Below are 26943 nucleotides of genomic sequence, written 5' to 3'. Positions count from 1 at the left end.
CACAGCGGCTTTATCCGATGATAAACAACGCTGCCAATGCTGACGATTGTAACCTATACAAAATGAATGGGTACTGAATTTATAAAAAAAATCCCCTTCCGCAAGGACAGACCAAAGCGGAAGAGGATTGTTTTGCCGTAAGCGACTTAGCCGCCGAAATCGTCCAACATAATGTTTTCGGGTTCGACACCGTTATCTAACAGCATTTTGATCACTGAGCTGTTCATGATTGGCGGACCGCACATGTAAAACTCACAATCTTCTGGTGCCGGATGGTTTTTCAGATAATGTTCATAAACCACGTTATGGATAAATCCGGTATAACCGTCCCAATTATCGTCCGGCAGCGGGTCAGATAACGCCACATGCCATTCAAAATTGTCATTTTCACGGGCCAGCATATCGAAATCTTCAACATAGAACATTTCGCGCTTGCTCCGCGCACCGTACCAGAAGGTAATCTTACGTTTGGATTTCAAACGGCGTAACTGGTCGAAAATGTGCGAACGCATCGGCGCCATACCTGCACCACCACCGATGAAGACCATTTCCGCTTCGGTTTCTTTAGCGAAAAATTCACCGTAAGGGCCGGACACGATACATTTATCGCCAGGTTTCAGGCCAAAAATGTACGATGACATAATCCCAGGCGGGACATTTTCAGCGGCGCGTGGCGGCGGCGTGGCAATACGCACGTTCAGCATAATCTCTTTTTCTTCAGGGTATGAAGCCATAGAGTAGGCGCGTAACGCGGGTTCTTTCACGTCGGAGACATAACGCCACAGATTGAATTTATCCCAATCGTCACGGAAACGCTCTTCCACCAAATAATCGCTATATTTAACGACATGCGGCGGACATTCGATCTGGATATAACCGCCCGCACGGTAGTTAATAGCTTCGCCTTCCGGCAAATCCAACACCAACTCTTTAATAAACGTGGCAACGTTATGGTTAGACTTAACCGTACATTCCCATTTTTTCACCCCAAAAACACTGTCTTCCACTTCAATCGACATATTGTTTCTGACCGTGACTTGGCAAGAAAGGCGTTCGCCTTCCGCCGCTTCACGTTTGGTGATGTGCGAGGTTTCAGTCGGCAGAATATCGCCGCCGCCTGAATGGACTTTCACGCGGCATTGTGCGCAAGTACCGCCGCCGCCGCACGCTGATGACACAAACAAACCGTTATCGGCTAACGCGCCTAACAGTTTTGACCCGACCGGCACATGGATTTTCTTCTCGTCATTGATCAGAATTTCCACATCACCGGCAGCCACCAACTTACTTTTGGCACCGATAATGAGAAATACCAATGCAATCACGAAACCCGTGAAAATAATAATGCCTAAAATAATTTCCAACATTACGACACCTTCCTATAGTTGGATTCCAGAGAAAGCCATGAAGCCAAGCGACATCAGACCCGCAGTAATAAAGGTGATACCCAAGCCTTGCAGACCAGCCGGAATGTCACTGTATTTGAGCTTTTCGCGCACACCCGCCATAACGGTAATCGCCAAAGCCCAGCCTAAGCCGCTACCGATACCGTAAGTGACGCTTTCGCCGAAGTTGTAGTCACGCTCAATCATGAACAGACTACCGCCCAAAATGGCGCAGTTTACGGTGATTAACGGCAAGAAGATACCTAAGGCAGAATACAAAGCCGGAAAGAACTTATCTAAGATCATTTCCAAAATTTGTACCAAAGCGGCAATCATACCGATACAGCTTAACAACGCCAAAAAGCTCAAATCCACGCCTTTAATGCCAATCCAAGACAAAGCGTCTTCTTTCAGCAGGGTGTGATAAACCAAGTTATTGGCAGGAACGGTAATGGCTTGTACCACCATAACCGCAACCCCTAAGCCCATCGCCGTGGAAATTTTCTTGGAGACCGCAATAAACGTACACATGCCCAAAAAGAAGGACAAGGCTAGGTTTTCGATAAAAACGGCTTTTACAAATAAACTAATATAGGCTTCCATTAGTGATGCCCTCCTTCACCATGCGCAATCGGCATAATTTTAAATTCGACTTTTTCGGCTTGTTCGGGCTTCCATTGACGGACACTCCAAATAATCAAACCGATGATGAAAAACGCACTAGGCGGCAATAACATCAAGCCATTAGGATCATACCAGCCGCCGTCTTTGGTCAGGTGAAAAATTTCATTGCCCAATAACTTGCCTGAGCCGAACAATTCTCTGAAAAAAGCGACGATAACCAAAATCAAGCTATAGCCCAAACCGTTACCGATACCGTCCATGAAGCTCTCCAGTGGAGGATTTTTCATGGCATAGCCTTCGGCGCGGCCCATAACGATACAGTTGGTGATGATCAAACCGACAAACACCGACAATTGCTTGCTGACATCGTAAGCGAAGGCTTTCAAGATCTGGTCAACCACAATAACCAGCGAAGCGATGATCGTCATTTGCACGATAATACGGATGCTGCTGGGGATGTGGTTTCTGATCGCGCTGATCGCGGCACTAGAAAACGCCGTGACCAAGGTCAATGCCAACGCCATAATCAACGACGTGGACATTTGCGAGGTGACCGCCAACGCCGAACAAATGCCTAAGACCTGTAAGGTGATAGGGTTATTGCTGACCAGCGGCTCTATTAATACTTTTTTTGTTTCGTCATTCAATACAGCGCTCATTAGGCACCTCCTTTGACGGTTCTGACTTTGCTCAAATACGGGGCAAAACCTTCTTTACCCATCCAGTATCTGACTAAGTTAGAAACCCCCGTACTGGTTAAAGTTGCACCGGCAAGGCCGTCCACTTGGTATTGCGAACCCGGCTTGCTGTTGTCCACCACGCCTTTGATCAAGGTCAAAGCCGGTTCGCCGATATCGGCTTCAGTAATCAGGCCTTTATCAAGCGAAGGCTGATCGGTTTCGGCATAGACTTTTTTACCTTTCCACAGCGCCCGCCAGTTAGGGTTAACGACTTCGCCACCCAGCCCCGGAGTTTCTGCTTGGTCATAAAAGTTGATGCTTTGTACGGTCTGACCATCGGCATCTAACGATAAGAAGCCATAGAGCGTAGACCACAAACCATAACCGTTAATCGGTAAGATAATGGATTTGATAGTACCTTTTTCCTTCACCAAAAACACTTTCGCATATTTGGCTTTGATTCTGATATGGGCAATATCTTTGTCTTTTGGAATAGCAACGTTTTGGGCGGGGTCTTTCGCCGCCTTACGTTGGTCATAGTCGGCGGCATTAATGCTGTCAATGTATTCGCCGCTTTCCAAATCAACAATTTTCGCTTCGATCTTTTCGGCAAAAGCGGCGTCAATATCGCTGCCTTGTTCTAAAAGACCCGCCACATCAAGAATATTCTTCTTCATGTCCATTTCTTTGTTCATGACTTGCAGAGGCTTTAAAGCAACCGCCGCCATAGCGACAAACACCGCACAAACCAAGCACAAAGACAAAGCGATAGCGAACGTCTTTTCTAAGCTGTCATTGCCTAAGGCCAAAACCTTATCGCGGTAGACAGTAAATTTTCCATAATAGTGGCACAGCGTTTCTTTATTAAGCATGGCGTTTCATCCTTCTTCTGATATTGGCCTGAATGACGAAGTAGTCAATGGTAGGCGCGAACATGTTAGAGAACAGAATTGCCAACATAATACCTTCTGGGAATGCAGGATTCACGACTCTGATTAAGACGGTCATACCGCCGACTAAAGCGCCGAATATCCAGCGGCCTGTGTCAGTCATCGCGGCACTGACGGGGTCAGTCGCCATATACACCATACCGAAAGCAAAACCGCCGATAGTCAAATGCCAGTACCAAGGCAAGGCAAACATCGGGTTGGTGTCGCTACCGATCATATTAAACAACAATGACGTTGCCACCATGCCTAAAAACACACCCGCCATAATCCGGTACGAAGCCACACGGGTATATAACAGAAACGCCGCACCGATTAAGATAGCGATAGTGGAGGTTTCTCCCAAACAGCCCGGCTCAAAACCGAACAGGGTTTGGAACCAAGTGTAATGGGCGTTATAAACCGCTTCCAAGCCACCGTTTGCCGCCAAGCCCAGTGGGGTTGCCGCCGTATAACCGTCAACAGCCACCCAGACGGAGTCGCCGGAAATGGAAGCCGGATAAGCAAAATACAAAAACGCCCGACCTGTTAAAGCAGGGTTTAAAAAGTTTTTGCCGGTTCCGCCGAACACTTCCTTACCGATAACGATACCGAAAGAAATGCCTAACGCGACCTGCCATAACGGCATGTCAGGCGGCATAATTAAGGTGTACAACATGGATGACACCAAGAAGCCTTCATTGACTTCATGGCCGCGCACCGTGGCGAACAACACTTCCCAAACCCCGCCCACCGCTAAGGTGACGAAATAAATAGGGAAAAAGTACAACGCGCCATGGGCGATGCAAGACAGTGGGTTAGACGGGTTATAGCCGAAAATCATCATCGGCAAACTGCGCCAATTGCCGATTTTTTCCAAACCCATTGCTTCCATTGCCAAATTGGCCTGATAGCCCGTGTTATACACAGCCATCAAAACGCAAAACAAGGTAGCAATCACCACAAACGTCATTGTCCGTTTCAGGTCGTTACCGTCACGAACATGGGTAGTGCCGCGTGTTACAGAAGCGGGCGTATAGATAAAGGTATCGACCATCTCATAGAGACCGTAATACTTTTCTAACTTACCGCCTTTTGTAAAATGCGGCTCTATGCTATCTAAAAAATCTCTAGCCGACATTATCCTTCCTTCTCAATTTTAGTTAAATTCGCTCTCAGCACAGGCGCGAAATCATGTTTGCCCGGATCGACGAAGGTAAATAAAGCCATATCTTCTTCGATAACTTCCAAACAACCCAATAATTGCGCTTGGTCCGAATCGCCCACCAGCAACGATTTCAACAACGGGGTAGGCAAAATATCCATAGGCATGACCGTTTCATAAATCCCCACAGGAACGACCGCACGGTTACTGCCGTTTTTGTCGGTTGTTAAAGGGAATTTACGGTTATCTTTACGGTCAACGCTGGAGGTGTAAACGTTAAGGGCAGAATACTTATCCTTACCCGGGACAATCCAGCCAAACAATTCACGCGCCCGGCCTTCTTGCAAGACCGACACTTGGTTGCTGTAGAAACCCAGATAAGCCGCCCAACCGCTGGCTTCATGACCGTACAAGACCGAACCGGCAATAACGCGGCTTTCAACACCGTCAGCCAATTCGCCAGCGACCAGATCATCGGCATTAGCGCCGACACGGGTGCGCAGCAAACGCGGATTTTTTGCGGTAGGCCCCGCTAAGGACACCACGCGCTCAACATTTAAGCGGCCTGTCGTGAACAACGCCCCAATCGCCATAACGGCTTGGTAATCCAAATGCCAGACAAACTTGTCGATATTGACCGGATCGAGCAAATGGATATGGGTGCTGGGCAAACCGGCCGGATGCGGGCCGGAAAAATCGGCAGTCAGCACCGCCGCATTGCCGGTAGGAATATCGCTGCCCGTGGCTTTACAGACGTACGTCTTGCCCTCGGTCAATTTGGCGATAACCGTCAAACCGTTGATGAAATCAGCGGCGCGTTCTTTAATGATGACCGCCGGATCCGCCGCTAAAGGGCTGGTATCGATGGCCGTCACAAAAACGGAACTGGGCTGGCTATCAACGGCAGGCGTTTTGCCATAAGGGCGGGTACGGAAAGCCGTCCATAAACCTGAGGCAAGCAAACTTTCTTTGATTTGCCCAACGCTTAAGGCGTTCAGTTCTGCTTCGTGATATTTGGCGAAAGTGATTTCGTCATCACCCTGTAACTCAATAACGACCGATTGTAAGACCCGTTTCTCACCACGGTTAATAGCCTTAACAATACCGGCGCCTGGAGACGTAAAATTGACCCCAGGATTTTTTTTGTCACTGAACAGGATCTGGCCTAATTGCACCTTATCCCCTTCACTGACTAACATGGTAGGTTTCATGCCTACATAATCCATACCCAGAACAGCGACCGATTTAATGGCGTTGCCATTATCAATCACTTGCTTAGGCTCCCCTGTAATCGGTATATCTAAACCTTTTTTAATAGTAAATTGCATAGTTGAAGCCTACTCTCCCAACAAGTTGCGGCGAAACCATCCCGTTATTTTAAAAACTGCAAAAATAAAGGGGCGCATTAAGATGTGTAACACTTTCATTACATCATAAAAACAGGGTTTTCTCAACTCCACAAAAGCGGTACACAGTCCTTATGCCGTCGGTAAGACACTCTTTTTACTGTAAAAAAGCATTATTAATTCAGTGCATTATGGTCATAATAAACCCCAGCCACATTGAAAGCTGTAGTAAGGTTTAACCGACTATTTCACTAGGAAGAACCCACAGGACACGGAGCAGCCGCCTGAAAAACGCTGCGAGCTCCGTGGCGAAAGCTGTTTAAACTGTGGATTTGAAGGCAGGGGGCGATTGCCCTAAACAATTCAGATACAGGCTTTTAACCGGGCGGCCAAGCCATTTGCCGGCCACCCAAAACATGCAGGTGCAGATGATAGACTTCCTGCCCACCGTGCTTATTGCAGTTGATATTGACGCGGTAGCCGTTGTCGGCCAAACCTTCCTGCTTGGCGACCGCCGCCGCCGCTTGCAAAAGCTGCCCGGCTAGCTCAGGGCTGGCCAATTCGTTTAAGGTCGGCACATGCTGCTTAGGGATAACCAGCACATGCACAGGCGCACGCGGGTTAATATCCCGGAACGCCAAGACATTATCATCTTCAAACACGACATCCGGCTTGATGACACCAGCAACCATTTTACAAAACAGACAATCCGACATGATAGATACCTTCTCTAGTTAAAAAACCTTCCGGTCATTAAACGCATGGGACAGCGTGCCGCTGTCGGTAAACTCCAATTCGCCGCCCATCGGTACACCATGGGCGATACGGGTAGCCTTGACTTGGTGCTTACGCGCCAGTTCGCCAATAAAAAACGCCGTGGCTTCACCCTCGACAGTGGAATTGGTCGCTAAGATCAATTCCTTGACCTGCCCCGCCGCCAATTGTTGGCGCAACAAATCCAGCCCCAATTCATCAGGGCCGATACCGTCTAGCGGCGACAGCCGCCCATGCAGGACAAAATACCCGCCTTTGAACACGGCAGTCTGCTCCACCACCCAAACATCGGCGGGATTTTCGACAATGCAGACCAAGCCCCTATCACGCGCAGGGTCGGCGCAAATCACACAGAGCGCGTCTTCGGTCAGCGTCCGGCATTGCGGGCAGTGGTTAATGTTATCGATAGCCAACAACAGCAATTCGGCCAGCCGCCTGGCTCCCTGACGGTCACGCTGCAACAGGTAAAACACCATACGCTGCGCGGTTTTTGCCCCGACCCCAGGCAAACAGCAAAAGCTTTGTATCAACTGCCCTAACAGGCCTTTTTTGGACATATTAAGCGATGCTTAAAACGGCATTTGAAAACCGGGTGGCAACGGCATACCTGCCGTTAACGCGGACATTTTTTCTTTTTTCATTTTTGCCACTTTATTCACCGCGTCATTAATCGCCGCCGCCACCAAATCTTCCAACATATCTCTATCATCACCGACTAAAGACGGGTCAATCGTCACTTTTAAAGCTTCACGCTTGCCGTTCATGATGATGGCGACCAAGCCGCCGCCGGATTCGCCCTGCACCTGCATGGCAGCAATTTCTTCCTGCGCTTTTTTAAAATCTTCCTGCATTTTTTGCGCTTGCTGCATGAGATTTCCTAAAGGGTTCTTCATTTTTTCTCCTTGTATAATGGCTACACAGGCTCAATGGAGCCGGACAGAATCCTGGCATCCATCTGATCTTTTAAAGCCTGCACGTTAGAATCGGCATTAATCGCCCCGACTGCCGCTTGCTGGCGGTCTTCCCGCTCCTTAAGCAACTGCATAGCGGGCGTGGCGACGGTCATTTTTTCGGCATTGAAGACCAACTTGACGGGCTTCCCGCAATAGGCATGCAAGGCCTTTTGCAGTTTTTCTTCGGCGACCGCCCCGCGCAACTGCACATGCCCCGGATCCAGCCTTAACACACAGCTCGTGTCATCCAGACGCTCCAGCACACAATTATTCGCCAGCTCACGGGTCATACCGCCCAAACGCATCGCGGCAATCATATCCACCCATTGGTCGCCGGACGGGCTTGCCATTACCGCTTCAGCGACCGGACTCGCCACGGTTATGGCAGACGTTGGCATAGCAGGCTGGGACGGCGGTGCGGACAGCGAAGGCGCAACGGTAACAGGCAGTGGCACAGATGGCACGGCGGCAGGCCGGACAACAGGTTTGGCGGTAGCGGTAGCCAAAGCTACGGGCTTAAAAGCCAACATCCGCAATATGACCATTTCAAAACCGCTGCGCGGATCAGGCGCCAATTCCAAATCCCGCTGCCCTAACAGGCCGATCTGGTAGTACAACTGCACATCTTCCGGTGCCAGCTTGGCCGCCAAATCGGCGAGCATCTCGGCATCAAAATCTTGGCTAAGCAGCCCCGGCACATACTGGGCCAAAGCCACCCGATGCAAGACTTGCAGCACTTGCGCCAGCACCTCGCTAAAGTCGCTGGTCAAATCGGCCATTTCATGAATGGTTTGGAAAATGGCAACCGGATCTTGGCTGGCCAACGCCTGTAAAATATCCGCGACCGGCTGTTGCGCCACCGTCCCCAGCATCGCCTGCACCTCCGTCAGCATCACCGTGCCCGCGCCATAGACAATCGCTTGGTCGAGCAAACTCAGGCCGTCGCGCATACTGCCATCGGCGGCACGGGCAAGCAATTTTAAGGCGGGGGTTTCACAGGCAATGGCTTCCTGCGCCAAAATGAAACGCATTTGCGCAAGGATTTGCTCCGGCAATAAGCGTTTAAGGTTAAATTGCAGACAACGGGACAGGACGGTGACAGGGATTTTTTGCGGGTCGGTGGTCGCCAGCAGAAACTTGACATGCGGCGGCGGCTCTTCCAAGGTCTTTAATAAGGCATTAAAGCTATGCCCCGATAACATGTGCACCTCGTCAATCAAATAGACCTTATAGCGGCCTTGATTGGGGGCATACTGGGCATTATCAAGTAAATCGCGGGTATCTTCAACTTTGGTGCGGGACGCGGCATCGACTTCGATCAGGTCTAAAAAACGGCCTTCATCGACGGCAACGCAAATGGGGCAAACGCCGCAGGGATTAAAGTTTTGGAGATTTTCGCAATTGATGGCTTTAGCCAAGATCCGTGCCAGTGTGGTCTTGCCGACACCGCGGGTTCCGGTAAATAAATAGGCGTGATGTAAGCGATTGTGGGCGAGTGCGTTGGTTAACGACTTGACGACATGCTCTTGTCCGACAACTTCTGTGAAATTAGCGGGACGCCATTTTCTGGCGAGAACCTGGTAATTCATTGCAGGCTCGAAATTGATTAGGCTGGATTGGGCGGAAGTCGTACCAGCCACATCCCGGCACACGAATCTGCTGTTACCGTTGCTCCCTTCCGGACCTGGCGGGGTTCACAGCGTATCGTTGCGGGAGGACCGGCACGACAACCATAATGCTTGAGCCTTATCGGCTTAAGGCTGGCTATTATGCGTCAGCTTTAACCGAAACACAAGCACTATCGGCAAATTTCTGCGTAGCCTAAGGCTAGCCGCTTCCATAAACCTTCCTGCAAGCCGGCAAAACCCTTATCTAAACAAGATGATTCCATATACCCGACCCTCAAAAAACCCACCCAGACAAACTGACGGAAAAACGCCAAGGCGGCACTGGTCGCCCAAGCAATTACGCCGCATTACCAACAGCCCTTACGGCTTACCCGTGTAACTGGTGTATCATAGGGGGATAAAGGCGTAACGGCGGCACACCCAACCCATTGCCCATGAACGCCCTTCCCGCACTTACCTTTCTTTAGCCAACGTTACGTTATGACTAAAAAACACCTTGCTTTATTTGCCTTATTGATAACCGCCATTGTGCTGTTGGTGCCGCAAACCCAACAAACCGCCGGGGTTATTCCGCCCGCAACGGTTTACAACCGTTCGGAAGAGACCAGCAGTGTCGAAAAGCCCTGCTCCAACGAGCATCCCGAATGGCGCGAGGCCCAAACCATTGAAGGCGTAGAGATAGCCCCCGCCCCCGCCTGCGAACCCGACAACCCTTACGAAGTCGCCGCCTCCGTCAAAGGTACCAACAATATCTCCATGGGGACGTTAATGCAGACCGATCTGGCGCAAGATGCGCTGATTATGGGCGAAGATACCGACCAAGACGGCGACCCCGACATTATCCATATCAAACTGGAAGTGGTGGAGTTGAACGGCGCTAGCCCAGACGGCGAATTTTTCATTGACACCTATCCTATCGCCCCCGGCATCCAACCCGGCTTATGGGTGTACGCGCCCAAATCACGCGGCATGGCGGTGAAAAACTTCCAATCCCAAGTCGCCAACCGCCTGCTGCGCGCCCCCTCGCCGACTATCCGTGTCGAGCAAGGTGATAAAGTCTACATCACCTTAGAAAATACCCATTACCTGCCGCACACCATCCACCTGCACGGCGTTGACCATGCGTGGCATACCGCAGCGGGCGAAGATAACGACGGCGTTGAAGAGCATCCGGTTTTCCCCGGTAAAAGTCACACCTACGAAATCCAACCCCGCCATGCCGGCACGATGCTCTACCATTGCCATGTCCAAACCGCCCAGCACTTTATGATGGGCCTGAACGGCATGTTTGTCGTCGAAGAGAACCGCCCGAACAACTGGGTACAAACCTTTAACGTCGGCGCCGGGCAAGTCCGCCACCCATCCGCAGCCGTCAAAGCCGATTACAGCCAAGAATATGACCTGCTTTACCAGTCCATCGACAAAAAATTGGCGCAAATCATCCAAAATGCCAGCGACCCGCGCCTGATCGCCCAGCGCATGAGCCGCGACTACAATATGACCGAATCATTCGAGAACTACTTCATGCTCAACGGGCATTCCTTTCCCTACACCCTGCGTGACAGCATCATTAATGTCGGCGATAACGAAGCCATTAAACTGCGCATAGCCAACACCCAACGCACCGCCGTCGCCATCCATTTCCACGGCCATAAAGCCACCATTACCGCCTACGACGGGGTCGACCAACCCGAAGGCCTGCGTCTGACCCGCGACGTGTTCGACATTGCCCCCGCGCAACGCATCGACCTGAAATTGCTGACCCAAAATAACGGCGTGAACAGCTACGGCCCCGGCTTATGGATGTTCCATGACCACGTCCCGACCGGCACGACCAGCGACGGCATGGAACCGGGCGGCAATATGGCGCTGCTGGCTTATAAGCAACTGGTTGACGAGCAAGGGATGCCGAAAATGCACGACGAAATGCTCGGCGAAGTGTTCAGCAAAGATTACTACGCCAAAAAACAAGCCCCTTGGAACCAAGGCGACTTTAAACACCTGCTCGGTGATGCCGGACTGATCGCCCCGCCCTACTGGCAAATCATCGCCTTTGGCTTAGCCGCCGGCCTGTTGGTCGGCCTGGTGCTGGTGTTTGCCATCAAACGCAAATAAGCCTGGAACACACCCACAATGACTGACTTAACGCCCCCCAAAACGATGAAAACCGCCCTTATCTTAAGCCTGTTGCTGTTAGCCGCCCATCCGGCCCCTGCCGCCATGCACCACCATGCCGGCATGGTGATGGACGAAAAAGGCATGATCATGAACGACAACCCCGACACATTGCCGCGTGACTGCCAAAAGCTATCGGAAACCGTCGACATCACCATCCATGCCGGACAACAACACGCCACCCGCTTCAACGGCAAAATGTTCGCTTTCGACCAACAGGAATGGCATGTCAAACCCTGTGCGAAAATCAACATCACCTTCATTAATGACGACCAAATCCGCCACCAACTGATGATCCACGGCCTGCCCGGCTACTTATACCCCGAAGGCATGTTCCACCTGGAACTCAACGGCGCGGGCGAGTTGAAAGCCTCGCTGATTATGCCCAGCCAGAAAAAAACCTATCTGGTGCATTGCGAACTGCCACAACATGCGGAAAAAGGCATGAAAGCACAACTGAAAGTGGACGGCGGCGACGGCGACTTGCCCAGCATCCCCGGCATCAGCGCCGCCGTTAAAGCCGACAGCTACCCCGTGGACTGGACGCGCACCAATGTCGGTATCCTGCTACTGTGCGCCTTAGCGGGCATCGCCGTGCCGTTTTTTATCTTAAAGCTAAAATAACCCAAACCCGCACCCACAAAAAAGCCCGCCACCCCGTTCGCAAGCGGCGGGTTGGCGGGCTTTTTTTGTTCGTGTCTGTCATGGGGCGGTTTCCGGCGGAACAGCTTCCCGCCAGAATACACGGCGGGTTTATTTGCCGTATTTTTTGCGGAACTTATCGACGCGGCCTGCGGTATCAACCACACGCTGTTTACCTGTATAAAAAGGATGGCATGATGAGCAAACCTCAATTTGCAGGTCTTTTGCTATTACCGAGCCAGTGACAAAAGAATTACCACAACCGCAAGTTACGGTAATTTGTTTATAGTTTGGATGAATATCTGGTTTCATATCACTTTCACATTACCCGCAAACGGGCTACATACTTATTAAAGAACCATCTATAATACGGTTTTATGGCAGAAACCGCAACCTACAAATAACATTATGCGCATCATCACCTTAAATACTAACGGCATCCGCTCAGCCGAACGCAAAGGCTTCTTTGCTTGGATGCAGCAACAAGACGCTGATGTGGTCTGTATCCAAGAAACTAAAGCCCAATTGCACCAACTCCCCGCCGACCCTTTCCACCCGGCAAACTATCACTGCTTCTACCACGATGCCGAAAAAAAAGGCTACAGCGGCGTTGCCCTGTACTGCAAAAAAGCCCCCGACAAGGTCATCAGCGGCATCGGTTGGGCGGATTTTGACCGCGAAGGCCGTTTTATCGAAGCCCAATTCGGCAAGCTCAGCGTCATCTCCCTGTATTTGCCCTCAGGTTCCTCCAGCGAAGAGCGCCAAGCGGTCAAATTTAACGTTATGGAACGCTTCGCCCCTTACCTGCAAGCCCGCATCCAGGAAGGCCGCGACCTCATCATCTGCGGCGACTGGAACATCGCCCATAAAGAAATTGACCTGAAAAACTGGCGCGGCAATGTCAAAAACTCCGGCTTCCTGCCCAAAGAACGTGCCTGGCTCAGCCAGCTCTTCGCCGACGGGCAATGGTGGGACGCGTTCCGCTTGGTCAACCCCGAAGCGGAACAATATACTTGGTGGTCTAACCGCGGCCAAGCCTGGGCAAAGAATGTCGGTTGGCGCATTGACTACCAAATCATTAGCGGCTCCTTAAAAGACAAGGTGCAAGCCGCCAGCATCTACAAAGACCAACGTTTTTCCGACCACGCGCCGTTGCTTATGGATTATGATTATCCCTAAGCCATTTAAGGCCGTTTCCGGCACGATAAAACCCTACCGCCTAAGTTTTCTGTATAATCAGCCTTTTTAACCCTTGTTACTTTGTATGCAGATTCCTTTCAAGAGTATTGGCATTATCGGCAAGCCCAGCGACCCGCGCATTGGCGCGACGCTGACCTTGCTTTATGACTATCTGAAGGCCGCCCACTACACGGTGATGATTGCCCAGGATAGTGCAAGCTTTATCAACGATAGCGATGTACAGTCCTGTCCGATTGAGACCATCGGCCTGTATTGCGACTTGGTGATTGCGGTTGGCGGTGACGGCACTTTTTTGGCGGCGGCGCGGGCGGTGGTGGCGTACAACATCCCGATTATCGGCATCAATCTGGGGCGGCTGGGCTTTTTGGTGGACATTTCCCCCAACGAATTGCCGGGTCGCCTGCAAGACATCCTGCAAGGCCATTACACTGAAGAAAAACGCTATCTATTGCGCACCAAAATTATCCGCGACGGGCACATCATCCATGAAGAAACCGCCGTCAATGAAGTGGTCATACATCGCTGGGTCACGCCCAGCATGATTGAAATCATCACCAAAATTGACGGTGTGTTTCTAAACTCACAGCGTTCTGACGGCCTGATCATTTCCACGCCGACCGGCTCCACCGCCTACTCCCTGTCGGCGGGCGGACCGATTTTGTCGCCGTCACTCAACGCACTGGTACTGGTGCCGTTAAACCCGCATACCTTATCCAACCGCCCTATCGTCATTGCCGCCAGTTCGGAGATTGAAATCAGCTTTTGCCAAACCAAGCAAATCAATGCCTTAGTCACTTGCGACCACATTGAGATACCTAAAGTTTTCATCAGTGACAAGATTTTAATAAAACAGGAACCTAAACCGATTAGAATCTTACACCCAGAAGGTCACGACTACTTCTACATCCTCAGAAACAAATTAAACTGGAGCAGTGGCTACCACACATCCCCGCCATGTTAGTAAACCTTACCATTATCGACCTCGCGGTCGTCAAAATGCTCGACCTGGATCTGGATAAAGGCATGTCGGTACTGACAGGCGAAACCGGCGCGGGCAAATCCATTTTATTGACCGCCTTAGGCTTGGCTTTAGGGGACAGGGCCGATGCCGGCTACGTCCGCCCCGATTGCAAACGCGCCGAAATCAACCTGGAATTTGATTTAAGCGACGCGCCGCTGGCCCAGCAATGGTTACAAGAGCAGGATCTGGATAACGGCCTGCAATGCTTGGTCAGGCGCGTCATTAACCATGACGGGCGCTCTAAAGCCTATATCAACAACCGCCCGGCCACCTTACAGGCCTTGCAGGAACTCAGCGAAAAGCTCGTGGAAATCCACGGCCAGCACGCCCACCTGACCTTGCTCAACAGCGACGAACAGCGCCGCCTGTTAGATGTGTACGCGAAAAACCAACCGCTATTGGATGAGCTGAACACCTGCTTTAAGCAGTGGCAACAGGCCAACAAAGAACTGCTGGCCTTACAAAAAGCCGCCGCCGACCAAACCGAGCGCGAAGCCTTGCTGGTTTACCAAATCGCCGAGTTGCAAGAGCTGGACATGGCTAGCTTCAGTTACGCCGCCATCAACGAAGAGCATGAAAAACTCGCCAACCTGGGGGAAATCCTCTGCACAGGGCAAAGCGTGGTCGATAGCCTGTACGAAAACGACCAACTGGCAGTCATTGCCCTGCTTGGGCATAGCCTGTCGGAACTGGGCCATATCGCCCGCTACGCCCCCGAATTAACCGAAATCAGCAACCTATTAGCGGAAGCGAAAATCCAGACCGAAGAAGCTGCCCTACAATTGCGGCGGTTTTTAGAGGCGCAAGAAGCCGACCCGCTACGCCTGAACGCCATAGAAAGCCAGCTCGGTGTCATCCACCAGCTCAGCCGCAAACACCATATCCCCGCCGATGAACTGCCCGCCCAACTCACCAAACTGGAGCAAGAACTGGACAGGCTGACCCATAGCAGCGAACGTATCGAAGCGCTGACCCTGCAAACCGGGCAACTGTCCGCCCGCTACCAAGCGTTGGCCGCGCAATTGTCCGAACGTCGCCAACAAGGCGGCAGCCAACTGCAAACGCACATCTCCGCCGTTATCAAAGAACTCGGTATGCCCCAAGGCGAGTTTTTGGTCGCCGTCAATCCACAGGCTAACAGCACACCCAAACTCAACGGCAACGACAAAATCGAGTTTCTGGTCGCTTCCAACCCCGGCCTACCGCCCAAAGCCCTCAGCAAAGTCGCTTCCGGTGGCGAATTGTCGCGTATCAGCCTAGCCATCCAAGTGACTACGGCTAATGATAAAACTACGCCGACTATGATTTTTGACGAAGTCGACGCCGGCATCGGCGGTGGTATCGCCGAAATCGTCGGCCAAAAACTGCGCCGCCTCAGCCATAACCGCCAAGTGCTGTGCGTCACCCACTTGCCGCAAGTCGCCTCCCAAGCACACTTCCACCTATTCGTCGCCAAAACCAACCAGACTGATATTACTGCGTCCACCGTCAGACTATTAGACAATAGCGAACGCGTCCACGAAGTCGCCAGAATGCTCGGCGGAGTTAACATCACCGCCAACACCCTCGCCCATGCCGAAGAAATGCTCCAACAAGCGGCAGTAACGGGCTGAGTTTAGCCAAAATTCCTAGCAAACGCCCCAAAACGGGCCTCACCCACCTAACTTATAAGGATCATCAATGAAACGCTTTCCTGCCGAATGGGAAAAACAATCCGCCGTCTTAATCGCCTGGCCTCATGAAACCGGCGATTTCAGCAACCGCTTAGCGACCGTCGAACATTCCTATTCCTTTATCGCCAACACCATCAGCCGTTACCAAACCCTGATCATTGTGTGCCGGGATAGCGTCCACCAACAGCACATCGAAAGCTTGCTGGCCGACACCGATAACATCCGCTTCCACCACGCCCGTACCAACGACATTTGGGTGCGCGACAGCGCTTTTTTAACCGCCGAACACGACGGCCAAGCCACTTTACTCAACTTCACCTTTAACGGCTGGGGCGAAAAATACCCGCACGATGCCGACAATGCCCTCAACCACACCCTATTAAACCACCCGCTGTTTCAAGCCGCCCCCCATCAGGACGTTAGCTTCGTCTTAGAAGGCGGCAGTGTCGAGAGCGACGGTTGCGGCACGATCATGACCACCCGCCAATGCCTGTTAAACCCCAACCGTAACCCCAGCCTCAGCCAACAAGACATAGAACAGCAATTGCAAGCGCAATTCGGTGCGGAACGGATTTTATGGGTAGACCAACCCAACCTGTCCGGCGACGATACCGACGCGCATATCGACACCCTGGCACGCTTTTGCACCGCCGACACCATCGCCTACACCAGCTGCGACGATGCCGCCGACCCGCATTATGCCAGCCTGAAAAATATGGCAGGGCAATTGCAGGCCTTCCGCACCGCCGCCGGACAGCCTTACCAGCTCATCCCGTTGCCGATGCCGCAAGCGATTTATGACGAAGAAGGCCAACAACTGCCCGCCAACTACGCCAACTTCCTCATCATCAACGGCGCTGTCATGATACCCGTCTACGACGACCCCAACGATGCCGTCGCCCTACAACGCTTAAGCACCTGCTTCCCCGACCACACCATCATCGCCACCCCTTGCCGCCCCTTGGTGCATCAATACGGCAGCCTGCACTGCATGACCATGCAGTTCCCTGAACAGGCCTTGGCGATTGCTTAAACCAACCGCCACGTTTAAAGGGATAGCACTTTCGCACCAGAAAAGCACTATCCCTGCCCTACTCCCTAACCGCTAAAAACACCTGAGCCGAGACCTTAAAACGCTGGCTCAGGGCTTGGATTTGCCGGACATTCAGTTGCCGCTTGCCGCGCAAAATTTCCGACACCACACCTTGGCTACCGATTTCCGGCAAATCACTTTGTTTTAACTGATGCTCCGGCCAAAACGTCTTGTGGCGGGGCGGCAGGAATCGGATAATGGATCTGCTCGTAATTGGCGACCGCCATCCCGACTACATCCAACAAAGTCGCCAAGGGATGGTCTTCATTTTCGCCAACTTCGTCGATTAACTCGTTAAGCAAGGCAATACGCTCTTGGTATTGCGTTTCCGTGTAAGGCACCGAAACTAACGGCGCAATGGGTTGCCAACTTGTCATCATGGCTTGTAAATTGCTATTCATAACAGACACCTTATAGTGTTATAGCTTCCATTTGCCTTTGTCGTACTCGGCATGAGTCAGTATATGCCTGACAAATAATGTTTTCCGGTTGTAGTGGATGGCGGCGATTAAACAGACATTGTTGCCGTGAACATTAAAAACAGTCAAACTGTCACCGTTTTGCTGACTAATTGATGCCCAGCATTATGCAGCGAGTTATTCGGGCGCAATACGAACACAAATTGCGGTGAAAAAAAGAAAAAAACCATTTTAATTAGACAGCATCGTGATAATCTTTTAGAAGATGACATTTCGTTTGAAAGTTTGGATATTATTGACCTCCCCCGCGCTTTCTATAGCGAAATAGCGGAATATTGCGGATAACAAAAAACACCATTTAGGCTTTTCACTTGAACCCGAATACTAATGCCAACACAACTCATTGAAAATTTACAGATCAGCAACTTCAAATGCTTTAAGCAATTAGACGTTAATGGTTTGGCTCAAGTCAATCTGATTGGTGGCAAAAATAATGTCGGAAAAACAGCGTTTCTGGAGGCTGTGGAGTTACTTTTAGCCGCAAATAAAGCTTACGACCTCCCCGACTTAATCCGTAAACAGTTAGAAAGAAGACAAGGTGCGCGGCGGCGAGACCTGATAGAAATAGATTTTTTCCATCAGGGAGCAACAGAAATAACCCTACTTTCATCAAGCAAAGCCTGCACTATTAAAAGCAGCTTTGGTCTACTGGATAGCCAAACCACAATAGGCAATGATGAAGCAGATAATCTTTTGCCGACCAACATACTCACACTATCCGTCAACAATGACAAAATCACTAGACCCATAGACAGGTTATTCAACCGAATAGCAAGCCTACGGCCAATAGGGTCAAGCCCAGACCGTAAACCTTTTATTTCTTCTGCAAAATCGGACGAATACGATATAGCTATCTCGTTTGGGACGTTAATCGACCTAGGCCGCGAAGATTTTTTGAATGCCTCATTAGCTTTATTTGACAGCAACATTTGCGGGCTAAAACAAAAAGCAACCGAACGGGGCGTTCTCTTAAAACTCAAGCTCAATAATCAAGACAACCTAGTCTTGTTATCCTCCTTAGGTGAAGGCGTAAACCGTTACATAGCCATTCTTTGCGCCATCTGGGCCAATAAGGACGGTTTCCTGTTAGTTGATGAAATAGAAAACGGCATCCACTACACCAACTATAAAAAACTCTGGGAAATCATTTTTAAAGTCAGTAGCGATGCTAATTGCCAGCTATTCATCACCACCCATTCCAAGGAATGTATCAGTGCCTTCAATGCAGTACAGCTTGAAAATAATACGGCCTATGCACAGTATTTTGAATTTTATCAAAACCTAAAAACCGGCCTAATCGCCGCCTCCGCTATCGACAAAGAGCAGCTACACTATGCGTTGACCCACGAAGGTAGAGTGCGTGGTGAGTAATAACCTGCTGATAGTCGAAAGCCAGAACGATAAATTCTTCATTGAACGGTTTAAGCACGAAATCAATGCCGCTGATTTTGATATTGATACGCCAATTTGTAATATTGCCGATTATGAATGTCTAGACGGCTTGTCAACAGCACGGCTTGAAGACAAACTAAAGACGCTTAAACGCGACATTGGCAAAAGGGGTTGGGATAAAATCGGTATCCTGCTTGATGCCGACAATAAAGGCATAGCGGCGCGGGTCGAACTGGTGAATAATGCCATTAAGTGCATAGACCCTGAACTGGATATATCGGCGGCCAATACTTGGTATCACAGCCCATCCTTGGCGGTACACATTTCCTGTCATATTTTAAATATCAACGGCTCAGGCGAACTGGAAACTCTTCTAAAAGCCATTAAATCCCAGCCCTCACCTTATGCCGATTGCTTAGATTTATGGAGACAGTGCCTTATTGCCAACAATAATGCCATCAGCAATAAAGATTTTGATAAATTTTGGGTCAATATGTATCAACGTTATGATTGTTGCACCAAAAAAGAACGACAACAGGCAGGAACAAAATGTAATTCGGAAGCCAGCTTCCAAAAAGATATATGGGATTTTACTCACGCCTCGCTAGACGGTCTTAAAGACTATTTAATGCTGTTTAATTAACCCTTTAGCCCTATAAATCCCCTCATCCGCAACATAAGATCAGTTTCAGATAATTTTCAGGAGACCCCCATGCTAGAAACCTACCGTAAACATGTCGCCGAACGCGCCGCCGAAGGTGTTGTCCCCAAACCGCTGGACGCAGCGCAAACCGCCGCCCTGTGCGAACTCATCAAACAACCGCCCGCTGGCGAAGAAGCCTTTATCCTCGATTTGCTGGCCAACCGTATCCCCGCCGGGGTTGACGAAGCGGCGTTTGTCAAAGCGGCCTTTTTGACCGCCATCGCCAAAAGCGAAGCCACATCACCGATCTTAACCCCCGAAGATGCCACCGAACTGCTCGGCACCATGCTCGGCGGTTATAACATTGCCCCGTTAATCGACCTATTAGACGTGGCCGCGCTGGCGCCCATCGCCGCTAAAGCCCTGACGCACACCCTCTTAGTGTTTGACGCTTTCCATGACGTGCAAAGCAAAGCCGATGCGGGCAATGCTTACGCCAAACAAGTCCTGCAAGCCTGGGCGGATGCCGAATGGTTCACCAGCAAACCCGCCGTACCCGAAAAGCTCACCGTCACCGTTTTTAAAGTCACAGGCGAAACCAACACCGACGACCTGTCACCCGCCCCCGACGCATGGTCACGTCCCGACATCCCGCTCCACGCCAAAGCCATGCTGAAAATGCCGCGCGAAGGCATCACCAACGCCGAGCAACAGATTACCGAACTGAAACAAAAAGGCTTCCCCGTCGCTTATGTCGGCGACGTGGTCGGCACAGGTTCCTCGCGCAAATCCGCAACTAACTCCGTGTTATGGTATATGGGCAACGACATTCCCTTTATCCCTAACAAACGCGACGGCGGGGTCTGTATCGGCGGCAAAATCGCGCCGATTTTCTTCAACACCATGGAAGATTCCGGCGCGTTGCCGTTCGAGTGCGACGTGAGCCGCTTACTAATGGGCGATGTCATCGACATATTCCCTTACCAAGGTATCGTCAAACGCCATGACAGCGACGAAGTGGTGTGCCACTTCAGCCTAAAAACCGATGTCCTGATGGACGAAGTCCGCGCCGGGGGGCGTATTCCGCTGATTATTGGCCGCGGCCTCACCGATAGGGCGCGTAAAGCCTTAGGCTTGCCCGCCTCCGAAGTCTTTATCCGCCCCAGCGACGAAGCCGACAGCGGCAAAGGCTACACCTTAGCGCAAAAAATCGTCGGCAAAGCCTGCGGCGTGGCGGGTGTGCGTCCTAACACCTATTGCGAACCGCACATGACCACGGTCGGCTCCCAAGACACCACCGGCCCCATGACCCGTGACGAGCTGAAAGACTTGGCTTGCTTAGGCTTCTCCGCCGACTTGGTGCTGCAATCGTTCTGCCATACCGCCGCCTACCCCAAACCCGTAGACGTGACCATGCAGCACACCCTGCCCGACTTCATCATGAACCGGGGCGGCGTGTCCTTACGTCCGGGCGACGGCATTATCCATTCCTGGCTAAACCGCACCCTATTGCCTGACAGCGTCGGCACTGGCGGCGACTCGCACACCCGCTTCCCTATCGGCATCTCCTTCCCGGCCGGTTCCGGCCTGGTCGCCTTCGCCGCCGCCACAGGCGTTATGCCGCTGGACATGCCCGAATCGGTCTTAGTGCGCTTCACTGGTACCATGCAGCCCGGCATCACCTTACGCGACTTGGTCAACGCCATCCCCTACGCCGCCTTACAAAAAGGCTTGTTGACCGTCGCCAAACAAGGCAAGAAAAACGTCTTCTCAGGCCGTATCTTAGAAATTGAAGGCTTGCCGGACTTAAAAGTCGAACAAGCGTTTGAATTGTCCGACGCATCCGCCGAACGCTCGGCGGGCGGCTGCACCATCAAGCTTAACGAAGCCCCAATCCGCGAATACCTCAACTCCAACATCACCCTGTTAAAATGGATGATTGCCCAAGGTTACGGCGATGTCCGTACCATTGAGCGGCGCATCAAAGACATGGAAGCATGGTTGGCGACCCCCGTATTACTGGAAGCCGATGCCGATGCCGAATACTTTGAGATCATCGACATTAACATGGACGACATCAAAGAACCGCTGTTGGCCTGCCCGAACGACCCCGACGACATCAAACCGTTGTCAGAAGTCGCCGGCACCAAAATAGACGAAGTGTTCTTAGGCTCGTGCATGACCAATATCGGCCATTTCCGCGCCGCCGGAAAATTGCTGGAACAACATAAGAGTTCTTTACCGACCCGCTTATGGGTTGCCCCACCGACCAAAATGGACCAAAACCAATTGGTCGAAGAAGGCTACTACGGCACGTTCGGCAAAGTCGGCGCCCGCACCGAAATGCCCGGCTGCTCGCTGTGCATGGGCAACCAAGCGCGGGTAGCGGAAAACGCCACCGTTGTCTCCACCTCCACCCGCAACTTCCCAAACCGCTTAGGCAACGGTGCGAACGTGTTCCTGTCATCCGCCGAACTGGCCGCCGTTTGCTCCATCTTGGGCAAAATCCCGACCGTTGAAGAATACATGCACTACGCCGCTCAGATTAACGCCACCGCCGATGACACCTATCGGTACTTAAACTTTAACTTGATGGAAAAATATCAAGAAGCCGCACTGAGTTAGGCCTAAGCCCCTAAAGCGAAAAAAGCCGCCCGGCGCAATGCCGGGCGGCTTTTTTTATGCCCCATTTGAAACCACTTAGGCGCAGCAATCAAAGCGATACTTAACCGTATTTTCCCGGCATGTTATGCTATGGCTTTCGGCATCTTCCACCCCCAAAGGACACCGACATGGGACAGGCACTCAAAAACACCCAATACTACTGCTACGGCGATTATCTGACCTGGCCGGATGATAGCCGCTATGAACTGATCGACGGCCAAGCTTACGCCATGTCGCCCGCACCCGACTTGGCGCACCAAGATATAGCGGGGGAAATTTACCTGCAAGCACGGTTAGCTTTAAAGAACAAACCCTGCCGCGCCTTCATCGCCCCCGTTGATGTCCGCCTGCCCAAACATAACGAAGCCGACCAGCAAATTGACACCGTCGTCCAGCCCGATGTCTTAGTCGTTTGCGACAGCAGCAAACTGGACAGACGCGGGGTACGCGGCGCACCCGATTGGATAGTCGAAGTGCTCTCACCCGGCACCGCCAGCCATGACCAGATCCGCAAACGGCTATTGTACGAGCGGAGCGGAGTGAAAGAATATTGGCTAGTCCACCCCACCGACCGCCTATTGACCGTCTACCGCCTAAACGGAGCCGAATACGGCAAGCCGGAATTGTCCGAATTGACGGGAGCCAGCCAAGTCGGCGTGTTGCCCGACATTATCATCCACTGGGATGAGCTGAGCAGCCGCTTGCCAGATCCAGACGCTTATTAACCCCCACCAACCTCCTCCTTGCCAAGGGGACAGGAGCTTTTTTACCTTAGCATTTACACCTGTACGGCGGAAAAAAAACTTGCCCCTTCCCCCCTGCCAATCTGTTTATTGGTTAGGCACCAGCACCACCGATTTAGTTTCCGGCATCGCCCACATAGAACCCGTTAAAGGGTCAACAATAAACATACCAATCGGACTGCCAAGCAAGATATTGCCCCAATACCAATTGTTCAACTGAGCATGTAACGGCGTACCTTGTGAATTAAAGCCTTCTTTTTGGAATTTCAGGGTATATTTCTCGCCCCTAAAATAGCCCGCATCCGGCTTTAGCGTCACTGTGCTAGGGGTAATGCCGCTATGCACGACCTTACCGTCATGATTTGTCACAACAAAGTTCGCACGTTCAGGGACACTGGTAATCGTGACCGGATTAGGCGCGTGGTTAACGATACTGGCACAACCCGATAACAAACCAAAAGCTAAGGCAATAACGCTATTTTTCTGCAACAACATAAAGGATCCTTAAAAATAAATTAAAAATGATAACAAAGCCCGCCCCGTGCGCTTACTTCATCATTTGCTGTTTAAAAACACCATCCAATTTACGATTGGTTTGATTATTATAAGTAGGGCCACCATCGATTACTTGTCTGGAAGGCACTATCACACCCCCAGCCGGGGCTTTTTTTGCCGCTGCGGCAGGATCAGGAGAAGCGATAACCATATCATCTTTATACGGGCAAGAATCAGAACGGAGCATAGAACCGTAACTGGTATCTTTTTCAAAATCCTCCCAAACATACAGCGGATAGGCAACCGGCTTGGTAGGAATGGGCAAGGTGATCAAATCGACAACCCCCGTACCTATCCGGCCAATCGTATTTATCGTCCCTTTGAGAAAACCGCCGACCACGCCATAAAAGATATTGCCATCATTCGTTGTGTTAATGATATTTTTAGGTATCTCAGCGGGTGCGAACGTTAAATTGGCGACTGTACGCAAGGCTTTTTCATTAATTCTTTGCCCATAACTGCACGGTGCTTGGCTTTGGATTTCATCCAACATAGCGGCATTAGTGGTTTTATCATCATACACATCCGCATGGCCTTGGGGCAGATAAAGCGTTATAAGTCCGGCGCATACAAAAGATACGAAGAAACGGTTAGATTTAATCATGGCAAATCCTGTAAGTTATTTTTAATGATAGAACAAGTATAGCAGAGCTTGGGATTTTATTTTCCCAATGCCTTAGCAAAAACATCAGCCATAGTGCCGCGCTGAGGCTCCGGTTTTTTGGCGGGAGCCGCCGTTTGCTTAACGCGCGGCGGCTCCGCTTTAGCAGGGCGGGCCGGACGCGCATCAGGAGCCGATTTCATACTCAAAGAAATACGTTTACGCGCCACATCCACCTCCAGCACCGTCACCTTGACAATATCGCCGACCTTGACCGCCTCCTTAGGGTCTTTCACAAACGTGTCCGACAAATGGGAAACATGCACCAAACCGTCCTGATGCACCCCAATATCGACAAACGCACCAAAATTGGCGACATTACTGACCACCCCCTCCAGCTTCATCCCCACTTCCAAATCAGTGATTTTTTCAATACCCGCCATAAACGCCAAACTCTTAAACTCCGGCCTAGGGTCACGACCCGGCTTTTCCAACTCCTGTAAAATATCCGTCACCGTCGGCAAACCAAAATGCGCATCCGCATAACGGCTGGCATCCAAATTACGCAAAAACGCCCCTTGCCCGATTATATCGCGGATAGACCTGCCTGTATCCTTGATAATCGCCTCAACCACCGGATAAGCCTCAGGATGTACCGCCGACGCGTCTAAGGGATTATCGCCGTTCATAATGCGCAAAAACCCCGCCGCCTGCTCATACGTCTTATCACCCAAACGGGGGATTTTCTTCAACTGCTCGCGGCTGGTAAATGGCCCGTGCTCATCCCGGTACGCGACAATATTCTCGCTGACACTCGCCGACAACCCCGACACCTGCTTAAGCAACGGCACCGAAGCCGTATTGACATCCACCCCCACCGCATTCACACAATCCTCAACCACCGCATCCAAACTACGCGCCAACTGCACCGGATTGACATCATGCTGGTACTGGCCCACCCCTATCGACTTAGGGTCAATCTTCACCAACTCCGCCAAAGGGTCTTGCAAACGCCGGGCAATCGACACCGCCCCGCGCAACGACACATCCAACTCAGGAAACTCCTTAGCGGCAAACTCCGAAGCCGAATACACCGAAGCGCCCGCCTCCGACACCACCATCTTGGTCATTTTCAGCTCAGGGTGCAGCTTCATCACCTCCGCAACCAACTGGTCGGTTTCCCTAGACCCCGTACCATTACCGATGCTCACCAAATCCACCCCATAGTCCGCCGCCAATTGCGCCAACGCCGCGATAGATTCATCCCACTGCTTGCGCGGCGGATGCGGATAAATCGTCTTAGTCGCCAGCAGCTTACCCGTCGCATCCACCACCGCCACCTTCACTCCCGTACGGATGCCCGGATCCAGCCCCATCGTCGTCTTACTGCCCGCCGGAGCCGCCAACAACAACGCCCGCAAATTACTGGCAAACACCTTAATCGCCTCCTGCTCCGCCGCCTCCCGCAAGCGCAGCTTCAAGTCCACATCAATGCGCGTGAACAGCTTAACCTTCCAACCGTACCGCGCCGTCTCCGCCAACCAGGCATCCGCCGGACGCGCCATATCCGACACCTTAAGGTACTGAGCGACAAACTGGGTGCAAATATCATGCTCCGCCTTCTCATCCGCCGCCGGCTGCAAATGCAGCGCCAGCACATCCTCGTTCCGCCCGCGCAACAACGCCAACGCCCGATGCGACGGGATTTTATTAATCGCCTCGCTATAATCAAAATAATCCTTAAACTTCTCCGCCTGCTGCTCCTTGCCCGCCACCACCGTCGCCTGGATAACCCCCTTATGCCAAACCCGCTCCCGCAATTCCGACAACAACTGGGCATCCTCAGAAATCCGCTCCATCAGAATTTGCCGCGCCCCCTCCAAAGCCGCCGCCACATCCGCCACCCCCTTATCGGCATCGACATACGCCGCCGCCACCTGCTCAGGTATCAGGCTACGGTCTGCCAGCAAACCGTCAGCAAGCGGCTCCAGACCCGCCTCACGCGCGATTTGCGCCTTCGTGCGGCGTTTAGGCTTAAACGGCAGATATAAGTCCTCCAGCAAGGTTTTTGTCTCCGCTGCATTAATCGCCTGCTCCAGCTCAGGAGTCAGCTTATCCTGGCTACGGATACTCGCCAAAATACTGGCGCGGCGCTCGTTCAACTCACGCAAATACCCCAGCCGCTCCTCCAGCATCCGCAACTGGGTATCATCCAAGCCCCCTGTCACCTCCTTACGGTAACGGGCAATAAAAGGCACGGTCGCCCCTTCGTCCAGCAGCTTCACCGCCGCACTGACTTGTCTGGGGTTTACGGCTAATTCTTCGGCAATACGGGCAATCACATCCATCTTTTCGCTTTTTCTACAGTTTAAAAGCGACCATTGTAGCCTGAATGCGGCAAAATTTGATAACTGGCGCACATTTTTTTGCCCGCGCCAAATTGCCTCAATTTCATGAATATGAAACAAAATTGCATAAATCATGCCGTCTTCAGACCCCTGCCAAAACAATTTTGCACAGGTTTTGTTTCTTATTTAACCAAAAAACTGGTATCATGATCCCCGTAAGTTGGATGCTGTGT

At 51.5% G+C, this 26943-nt stretch carries 27 protein-coding genes and 1 other RNA gene; 10 read left to right on the top strand and 18 right to left on the bottom strand.

Going from position 1 to position 26943, the window contains the following annotated elements; genetic code table 11:
• Positions 1–146: 146 nt before the first annotated feature.
• The 11 genes from nqrF to ffs form a co-directional block, all read right to left on the bottom strand.
• Entirely contained in the window at positions 147–1367 is a 1221-nt protein-coding gene (gene nqrF / locus CEK71_RS09275; RefSeq protein ID WP_088619128.1) for an NADH:ubiquinone reductase (Na(+)-transporting) subunit F, read from the bottom strand.
• A 12-nt stretch (positions 1368–1379) separates the two neighbouring features.
• Positions 1380–1988, bottom strand: coding sequence for an NADH:ubiquinone reductase (Na(+)-transporting) subunit E (nqrE, locus tag CEK71_RS09270; RefSeq protein ID WP_019867002.1), 609 nt, complete (start codon positions 1986–1988; stop codon positions 1380–1382).
• Positions 1988–2668, bottom strand: a complete 681-nt coding sequence (locus CEK71_RS09265; protein WP_088619127.1) for an NADH:ubiquinone reductase (Na(+)-transporting) subunit D — start codon at positions 2666–2668, stop codon at positions 1988–1990. The genes nqrE and CEK71_RS09265 overlap by 1 nt, the downstream gene beginning before the upstream one ends.
• Positions 2668–3561, bottom strand: a complete 894-nt coding sequence (locus CEK71_RS09260; protein ID WP_088619126.1) for a Na(+)-translocating NADH-quinone reductase subunit C — start codon at positions 3559–3561, stop codon at positions 2668–2670. Before CEK71_RS09260 ends, CEK71_RS09265 begins: the two co-directional genes overlap by 1 nt.
• Positions 3554–4756 (bottom strand): NADH:ubiquinone reductase (Na(+)-transporting) subunit B, encoded by a 1203-nt coding sequence (locus CEK71_RS09255; RefSeq protein WP_088619125.1) that lies wholly within the window; start codon positions 4754–4756, stop codon positions 3554–3556. The genes CEK71_RS09260 and CEK71_RS09255 overlap by 8 nt, the downstream gene beginning before the upstream one ends.
• Complete coding sequence (locus CEK71_RS09250) at positions 4756–6108, bottom strand: Na(+)-translocating NADH-quinone reductase subunit A (protein ID WP_088619124.1); 1353 nt, start codon at positions 6106–6108, stop codon at positions 4756–4758. Before CEK71_RS09250 ends, CEK71_RS09255 begins: the two co-directional genes overlap by 1 nt.
• A gap of 395 nt (positions 6109–6503) precedes the next feature.
• Positions 6504–6842 (bottom strand): histidine triad nucleotide-binding protein, encoded by a 339-nt coding sequence (locus tag CEK71_RS09245; RefSeq protein WP_088619123.1) that lies wholly within the window; start codon positions 6840–6842, stop codon positions 6504–6506.
• A gap of 18 nt (positions 6843–6860) precedes the next feature.
• Positions 6861–7457, bottom strand: coding sequence for a recombination mediator RecR (gene recR / locus CEK71_RS09240; protein ID WP_088619122.1), 597 nt, complete (start codon positions 7455–7457; stop codon positions 6861–6863).
• Between the two features lie 12 nt (positions 7458–7469).
• The gene (locus CEK71_RS09235) at positions 7470–7793 is read right to left on the bottom strand and encodes a YbaB/EbfC family nucleoid-associated protein (RefSeq protein WP_088619121.1); all 324 of its coding nucleotides are present in this window, start codon (positions 7791–7793) and stop codon (positions 7470–7472) included.
• A 20-nt stretch (positions 7794–7813) separates the two neighbouring features.
• Complete coding sequence (gene dnaX / locus CEK71_RS09230) at positions 7814–9442, bottom strand: DNA polymerase III subunit gamma/tau (RefSeq protein ID WP_088619120.1); 1629 nt, start codon at positions 9440–9442, stop codon at positions 7814–7816.
• A 38-nt stretch (positions 9443–9480) separates the two neighbouring features.
• Positions 9481–9577: signal recognition particle sRNA small type (gene ffs / locus CEK71_RS09225), an RNA gene on the bottom strand.
• A 384-nt stretch (positions 9578–9961) separates the two neighbouring features.
• Between ffs and CEK71_RS09220 the strand changes: the two genes are divergently transcribed.
• Positions 9962–11596: a multicopper oxidase domain-containing protein gene (locus CEK71_RS09220; RefSeq protein WP_088619119.1), complete on the top strand. Its 1635-nt coding sequence runs from the start codon at positions 9962–9964 to the stop codon at positions 11594–11596.
• An 18-nt stretch (positions 11597–11614) separates the two neighbouring features.
• Positions 11615–12280 carry a plastocyanin/azurin family copper-binding protein gene (locus CEK71_RS09215; protein ID WP_232463795.1) on the top strand — a complete coding sequence of 222 codons (666 nt, stop codon included), beginning with the start codon at positions 11615–11617 and terminating at the stop codon, positions 12278–12280.
• A gap of 129 nt (positions 12281–12409) precedes the next feature.
• Here CEK71_RS09215 and rpmE read toward each other — a convergent pair whose 3' ends face one another.
• Entirely contained in the window at positions 12410–12610 is a 201-nt protein-coding gene (gene rpmE / locus CEK71_RS09210; RefSeq protein ID WP_088619118.1) for a 50S ribosomal protein L31, read from the bottom strand.
• A 96-nt stretch (positions 12611–12706) separates the two neighbouring features.
• Here rpmE and CEK71_RS09205 point away from each other — a divergent pair, with 96 nt between their 5' ends.
• The 4 genes from CEK71_RS09205 (at position 12707) to CEK71_RS09190 (ending at position 17225) form a co-directional block, all read left to right on the top strand.
• The gene (locus CEK71_RS09205; protein ID WP_088619117.1) at positions 12707–13477 is read left to right on the top strand and encodes an exodeoxyribonuclease III; all 771 of its coding nucleotides are present in this window, start codon (positions 12707–12709) and stop codon (positions 13475–13477) included.
• 85 nt (positions 13478–13562) lie between these two features.
• On the top strand, positions 13563–14459 hold the full coding sequence (locus CEK71_RS09200; protein WP_088619116.1) for an NAD(+) kinase: 897 nt from the start codon (positions 13563–13565) through the stop codon (positions 14457–14459).
• Positions 14453–16132, top strand: coding sequence for a DNA repair protein RecN (gene recN, locus CEK71_RS09195; RefSeq protein WP_088619115.1), 1680 nt, complete (start codon positions 14453–14455; stop codon positions 16130–16132). Before CEK71_RS09200 ends, recN begins: the two co-directional genes overlap by 7 nt.
• A 67-nt stretch (positions 16133–16199) precedes the next feature.
• Entirely contained in the window at positions 16200–17225 is a 1026-nt protein-coding gene (locus CEK71_RS09190) for an agmatine deiminase family protein (RefSeq protein ID WP_088619114.1), read from the top strand.
• Positions 17226–17283: 58 nt separating this feature from the next.
• On the opposite strand, the gene CEK71_RS23915 is transcribed toward CEK71_RS09190, so the two are convergent.
• The 3 genes from CEK71_RS23915 to CEK71_RS24140 are packed head-to-tail and all read right to left on the bottom strand — an operon-like array spanning position 17284 to position 17833.
• Complete coding sequence (locus CEK71_RS23915; RefSeq protein ID WP_269766614.1) at positions 17284–17418, bottom strand: hypothetical protein; 135 nt, start codon at positions 17416–17418, stop codon at positions 17284–17286.
• A gap of 1 nt (position 17419) precedes the next feature.
• Positions 17420–17686, bottom strand: a complete 267-nt coding sequence (locus tag CEK71_RS09185; protein ID WP_198328526.1) for a hypothetical protein — start codon at positions 17684–17686, stop codon at positions 17420–17422.
• Between the two features lie 18 nt (positions 17687–17704).
• Positions 17705–17833, bottom strand: coding sequence for a type II toxin-antitoxin system HigB family toxin (locus CEK71_RS24140; protein WP_198328525.1), 129 nt, complete (start codon positions 17831–17833; stop codon positions 17705–17707).
• A 258-nt stretch (positions 17834–18091) separates the two neighbouring features.
• Here CEK71_RS24140 and CEK71_RS09175 point away from each other — a divergent pair, with 258 nt between their 5' ends.
• The 4 genes from CEK71_RS09175 (at position 18092) to CEK71_RS09160 (ending at position 23188) form a co-directional block, all read left to right on the top strand.
• Positions 18092–19135 (top strand): AAA family ATPase, encoded by a 1044-nt coding sequence (locus CEK71_RS09175; RefSeq protein ID WP_088619112.1) that lies wholly within the window; start codon positions 18092–18094, stop codon positions 19133–19135.
• Complete coding sequence (locus tag CEK71_RS09170; RefSeq protein WP_198328524.1) at positions 19128–19799, top strand: DUF3226 domain-containing protein; 672 nt, start codon at positions 19128–19130, stop codon at positions 19797–19799. The genes CEK71_RS09175 and CEK71_RS09170 overlap by 8 nt, the downstream gene beginning before the upstream one ends.
• Before the next feature lie 69 nt (positions 19800–19868).
• A complete protein-coding gene (gene acnB, locus CEK71_RS09165; protein ID WP_088619110.1) occupies positions 19869–22424 on the top strand; it encodes a bifunctional aconitate hydratase 2/2-methylisocitrate dehydratase in 2556 nt (851 codons plus the stop codon).
• Positions 22425–22591: 167 nt separating this feature from the next.
• The gene (locus tag CEK71_RS09160) at positions 22592–23188 is read left to right on the top strand and encodes a Uma2 family endonuclease (protein WP_088619109.1); all 597 of its coding nucleotides are present in this window, start codon (positions 22592–22594) and stop codon (positions 23186–23188) included.
• 105 nt (positions 23189–23293) lie between these two features.
• Here CEK71_RS09160 and CEK71_RS09155 read toward each other — a convergent pair whose 3' ends face one another.
• Genes CEK71_RS09155 through CEK71_RS09145 form a run of 3 tightly spaced genes read right to left on the bottom strand, consistent with a single transcriptional unit; the run spans position 23294 to position 26710 of the window.
• On the bottom strand, positions 23294–23701 hold the full coding sequence (locus tag CEK71_RS09155) for a hypothetical protein (RefSeq protein ID WP_088619108.1): 408 nt from the start codon (positions 23699–23701) through the stop codon (positions 23294–23296).
• Positions 23702–23753: 52 nt separating this feature from the next.
• Positions 23754–24365, bottom strand: a complete 612-nt coding sequence (locus CEK71_RS09150) for an exosortase system-associated protein, TIGR04073 family (protein ID WP_088619107.1) — start codon at positions 24363–24365, stop codon at positions 23754–23756.
• Positions 24366–24421: 56 nt separating this feature from the next.
• Positions 24422–26710 (bottom strand): Tex family protein, encoded by a 2289-nt coding sequence (locus CEK71_RS09145; RefSeq protein WP_088621559.1) that lies wholly within the window; start codon positions 26708–26710, stop codon positions 24422–24424.
• Between the last annotated feature and the right edge of the window lie 233 nt (positions 26711–26943).

Source organism: Methylovulum psychrotolerans (assembly GCF_002209385.1).
GTDB classification, from domain to species: domain Bacteria; phylum Pseudomonadota; class Gammaproteobacteria; order Methylococcales; family Methylomonadaceae; genus Methylovulum; species Methylovulum psychrotolerans.
The sequence above is the reverse complement of the archived record's forward strand: the minus strand, read 5'-3'. Positions and strand labels throughout refer to the sequence as shown.

Excerpts from the sequence above, each read along its gene's own strand:
- CEK71_RS09160 (WP_088619109.1), top strand. The coding sequence starts at position 22,592 with ATGGGACAGGCACTCAAAAACACCCAATACTACTGCTACGGCGATTAT.
- CEK71_RS09190 (WP_088619114.1), top strand. The coding sequence starts at position 16,200 with ATGAAACGCTTTCCTGCCGAATGGGAAAAACAATCCGCCGTCTTAATC.
- rpmE (WP_088619118.1), bottom strand. The coding sequence starts at position 12,610 with ATGAAACCAGATATTCATCCAAACTATAAACAAATTACCGTAACTTGC.
- CEK71_RS09155 (WP_088619108.1), bottom strand. The coding sequence starts at position 23,701 with ATGTTGTTGCAGAAAAATAGCGTTATTGCCTTAGCTTTTGGTTTGTTA.
- CEK71_RS09205 (WP_088619117.1), top strand. The coding sequence starts at position 12,707 with ATGCGCATCATCACCTTAAATACTAACGGCATCCGCTCAGCCGAACGC.
- nqrE (WP_019867002.1), bottom strand. The coding sequence starts at position 1,988 with ATGGAAGCCTATATTAGTTTATTTGTAAAAGCCGTTTTTATCGAAAAC.
- CEK71_RS09255 (WP_088619125.1), bottom strand. The coding sequence starts at position 4,756 with ATGTCGGCTAGAGATTTTTTAGATAGCATAGAGCCGCATTTTACAAAA.
- CEK71_RS09200 (WP_088619116.1), top strand. The coding sequence starts at position 13,563 with ATGCAGATTCCTTTCAAGAGTATTGGCATTATCGGCAAGCCCAGCGAC.
- CEK71_RS09265 (WP_088619127.1), bottom strand. The coding sequence starts at position 2,668 with ATGAGCGCTGTATTGAATGACGAAACAAAAAAAGTATTAATAGAGCCG.
- nqrF (WP_088619128.1), bottom strand. The coding sequence starts at position 1,367 with ATGTTGGAAATTATTTTAGGCATTATTATTTTCACGGGTTTCGTGATT.
- CEK71_RS09150 (WP_088619107.1), bottom strand. The coding sequence starts at position 24,365 with ATGATTAAATCTAACCGTTTCTTCGTATCTTTTGTATGCGCCGGACTT.
- CEK71_RS09220 (WP_088619119.1), top strand. The coding sequence starts at position 9,962 with ATGACTAAAAAACACCTTGCTTTATTTGCCTTATTGATAACCGCCATT.
- CEK71_RS09145 (WP_088621559.1), bottom strand. The coding sequence starts at position 26,710 with ATGGATGTGATTGCCCGTATTGCCGAAGAATTAGCCGTAAACCCCAGA.
- CEK71_RS09185 (WP_198328526.1), bottom strand. The coding sequence starts at position 17,686 with ATGAATAGCAATTTACAAGCCATGATGACAAGTTGGCAACCCATTGCG.
- CEK71_RS09260 (WP_088619126.1), bottom strand. The coding sequence starts at position 3,561 with ATGCTTAATAAAGAAACGCTGTGCCACTATTATGGAAAATTTACTGTC.
- acnB (WP_088619110.1), top strand. The coding sequence starts at position 19,869 with ATGCTAGAAACCTACCGTAAACATGTCGCCGAACGCGCCGCCGAAGGT.
- CEK71_RS09175 (WP_088619112.1), top strand. The coding sequence starts at position 18,092 with ATGCCAACACAACTCATTGAAAATTTACAGATCAGCAACTTCAAATGC.
- dnaX (WP_088619120.1), bottom strand. The coding sequence starts at position 9,442 with ATGAATTACCAGGTTCTCGCCAGAAAATGGCGTCCCGCTAATTTCACA.
- CEK71_RS09245 (WP_088619123.1), bottom strand. The coding sequence starts at position 6,842 with ATGTCGGATTGTCTGTTTTGTAAAATGGTTGCTGGTGTCATCAAGCCG.
- CEK71_RS09250 (WP_088619124.1), bottom strand. The coding sequence starts at position 6,108 with ATGCAATTTACTATTAAAAAAGGTTTAGATATACCGATTACAGGGGAG.
- CEK71_RS09235 (WP_088619121.1), bottom strand. The coding sequence starts at position 7,793 with ATGAAGAACCCTTTAGGAAATCTCATGCAGCAAGCGCAAAAAATGCAG.
- recN (WP_088619115.1), top strand. The coding sequence starts at position 14,453 with ATGTTAGTAAACCTTACCATTATCGACCTCGCGGTCGTCAAAATGCTC.
- recR (WP_088619122.1), bottom strand. The coding sequence starts at position 7,457 with ATGTCCAAAAAAGGCCTGTTAGGGCAGTTGATACAAAGCTTTTGCTGT.
- CEK71_RS09215 (WP_232463795.1), top strand. The coding sequence starts at position 11,615 with ATGACTGACTTAACGCCCCCCAAAACGATGAAAACCGCCCTTATCTTA.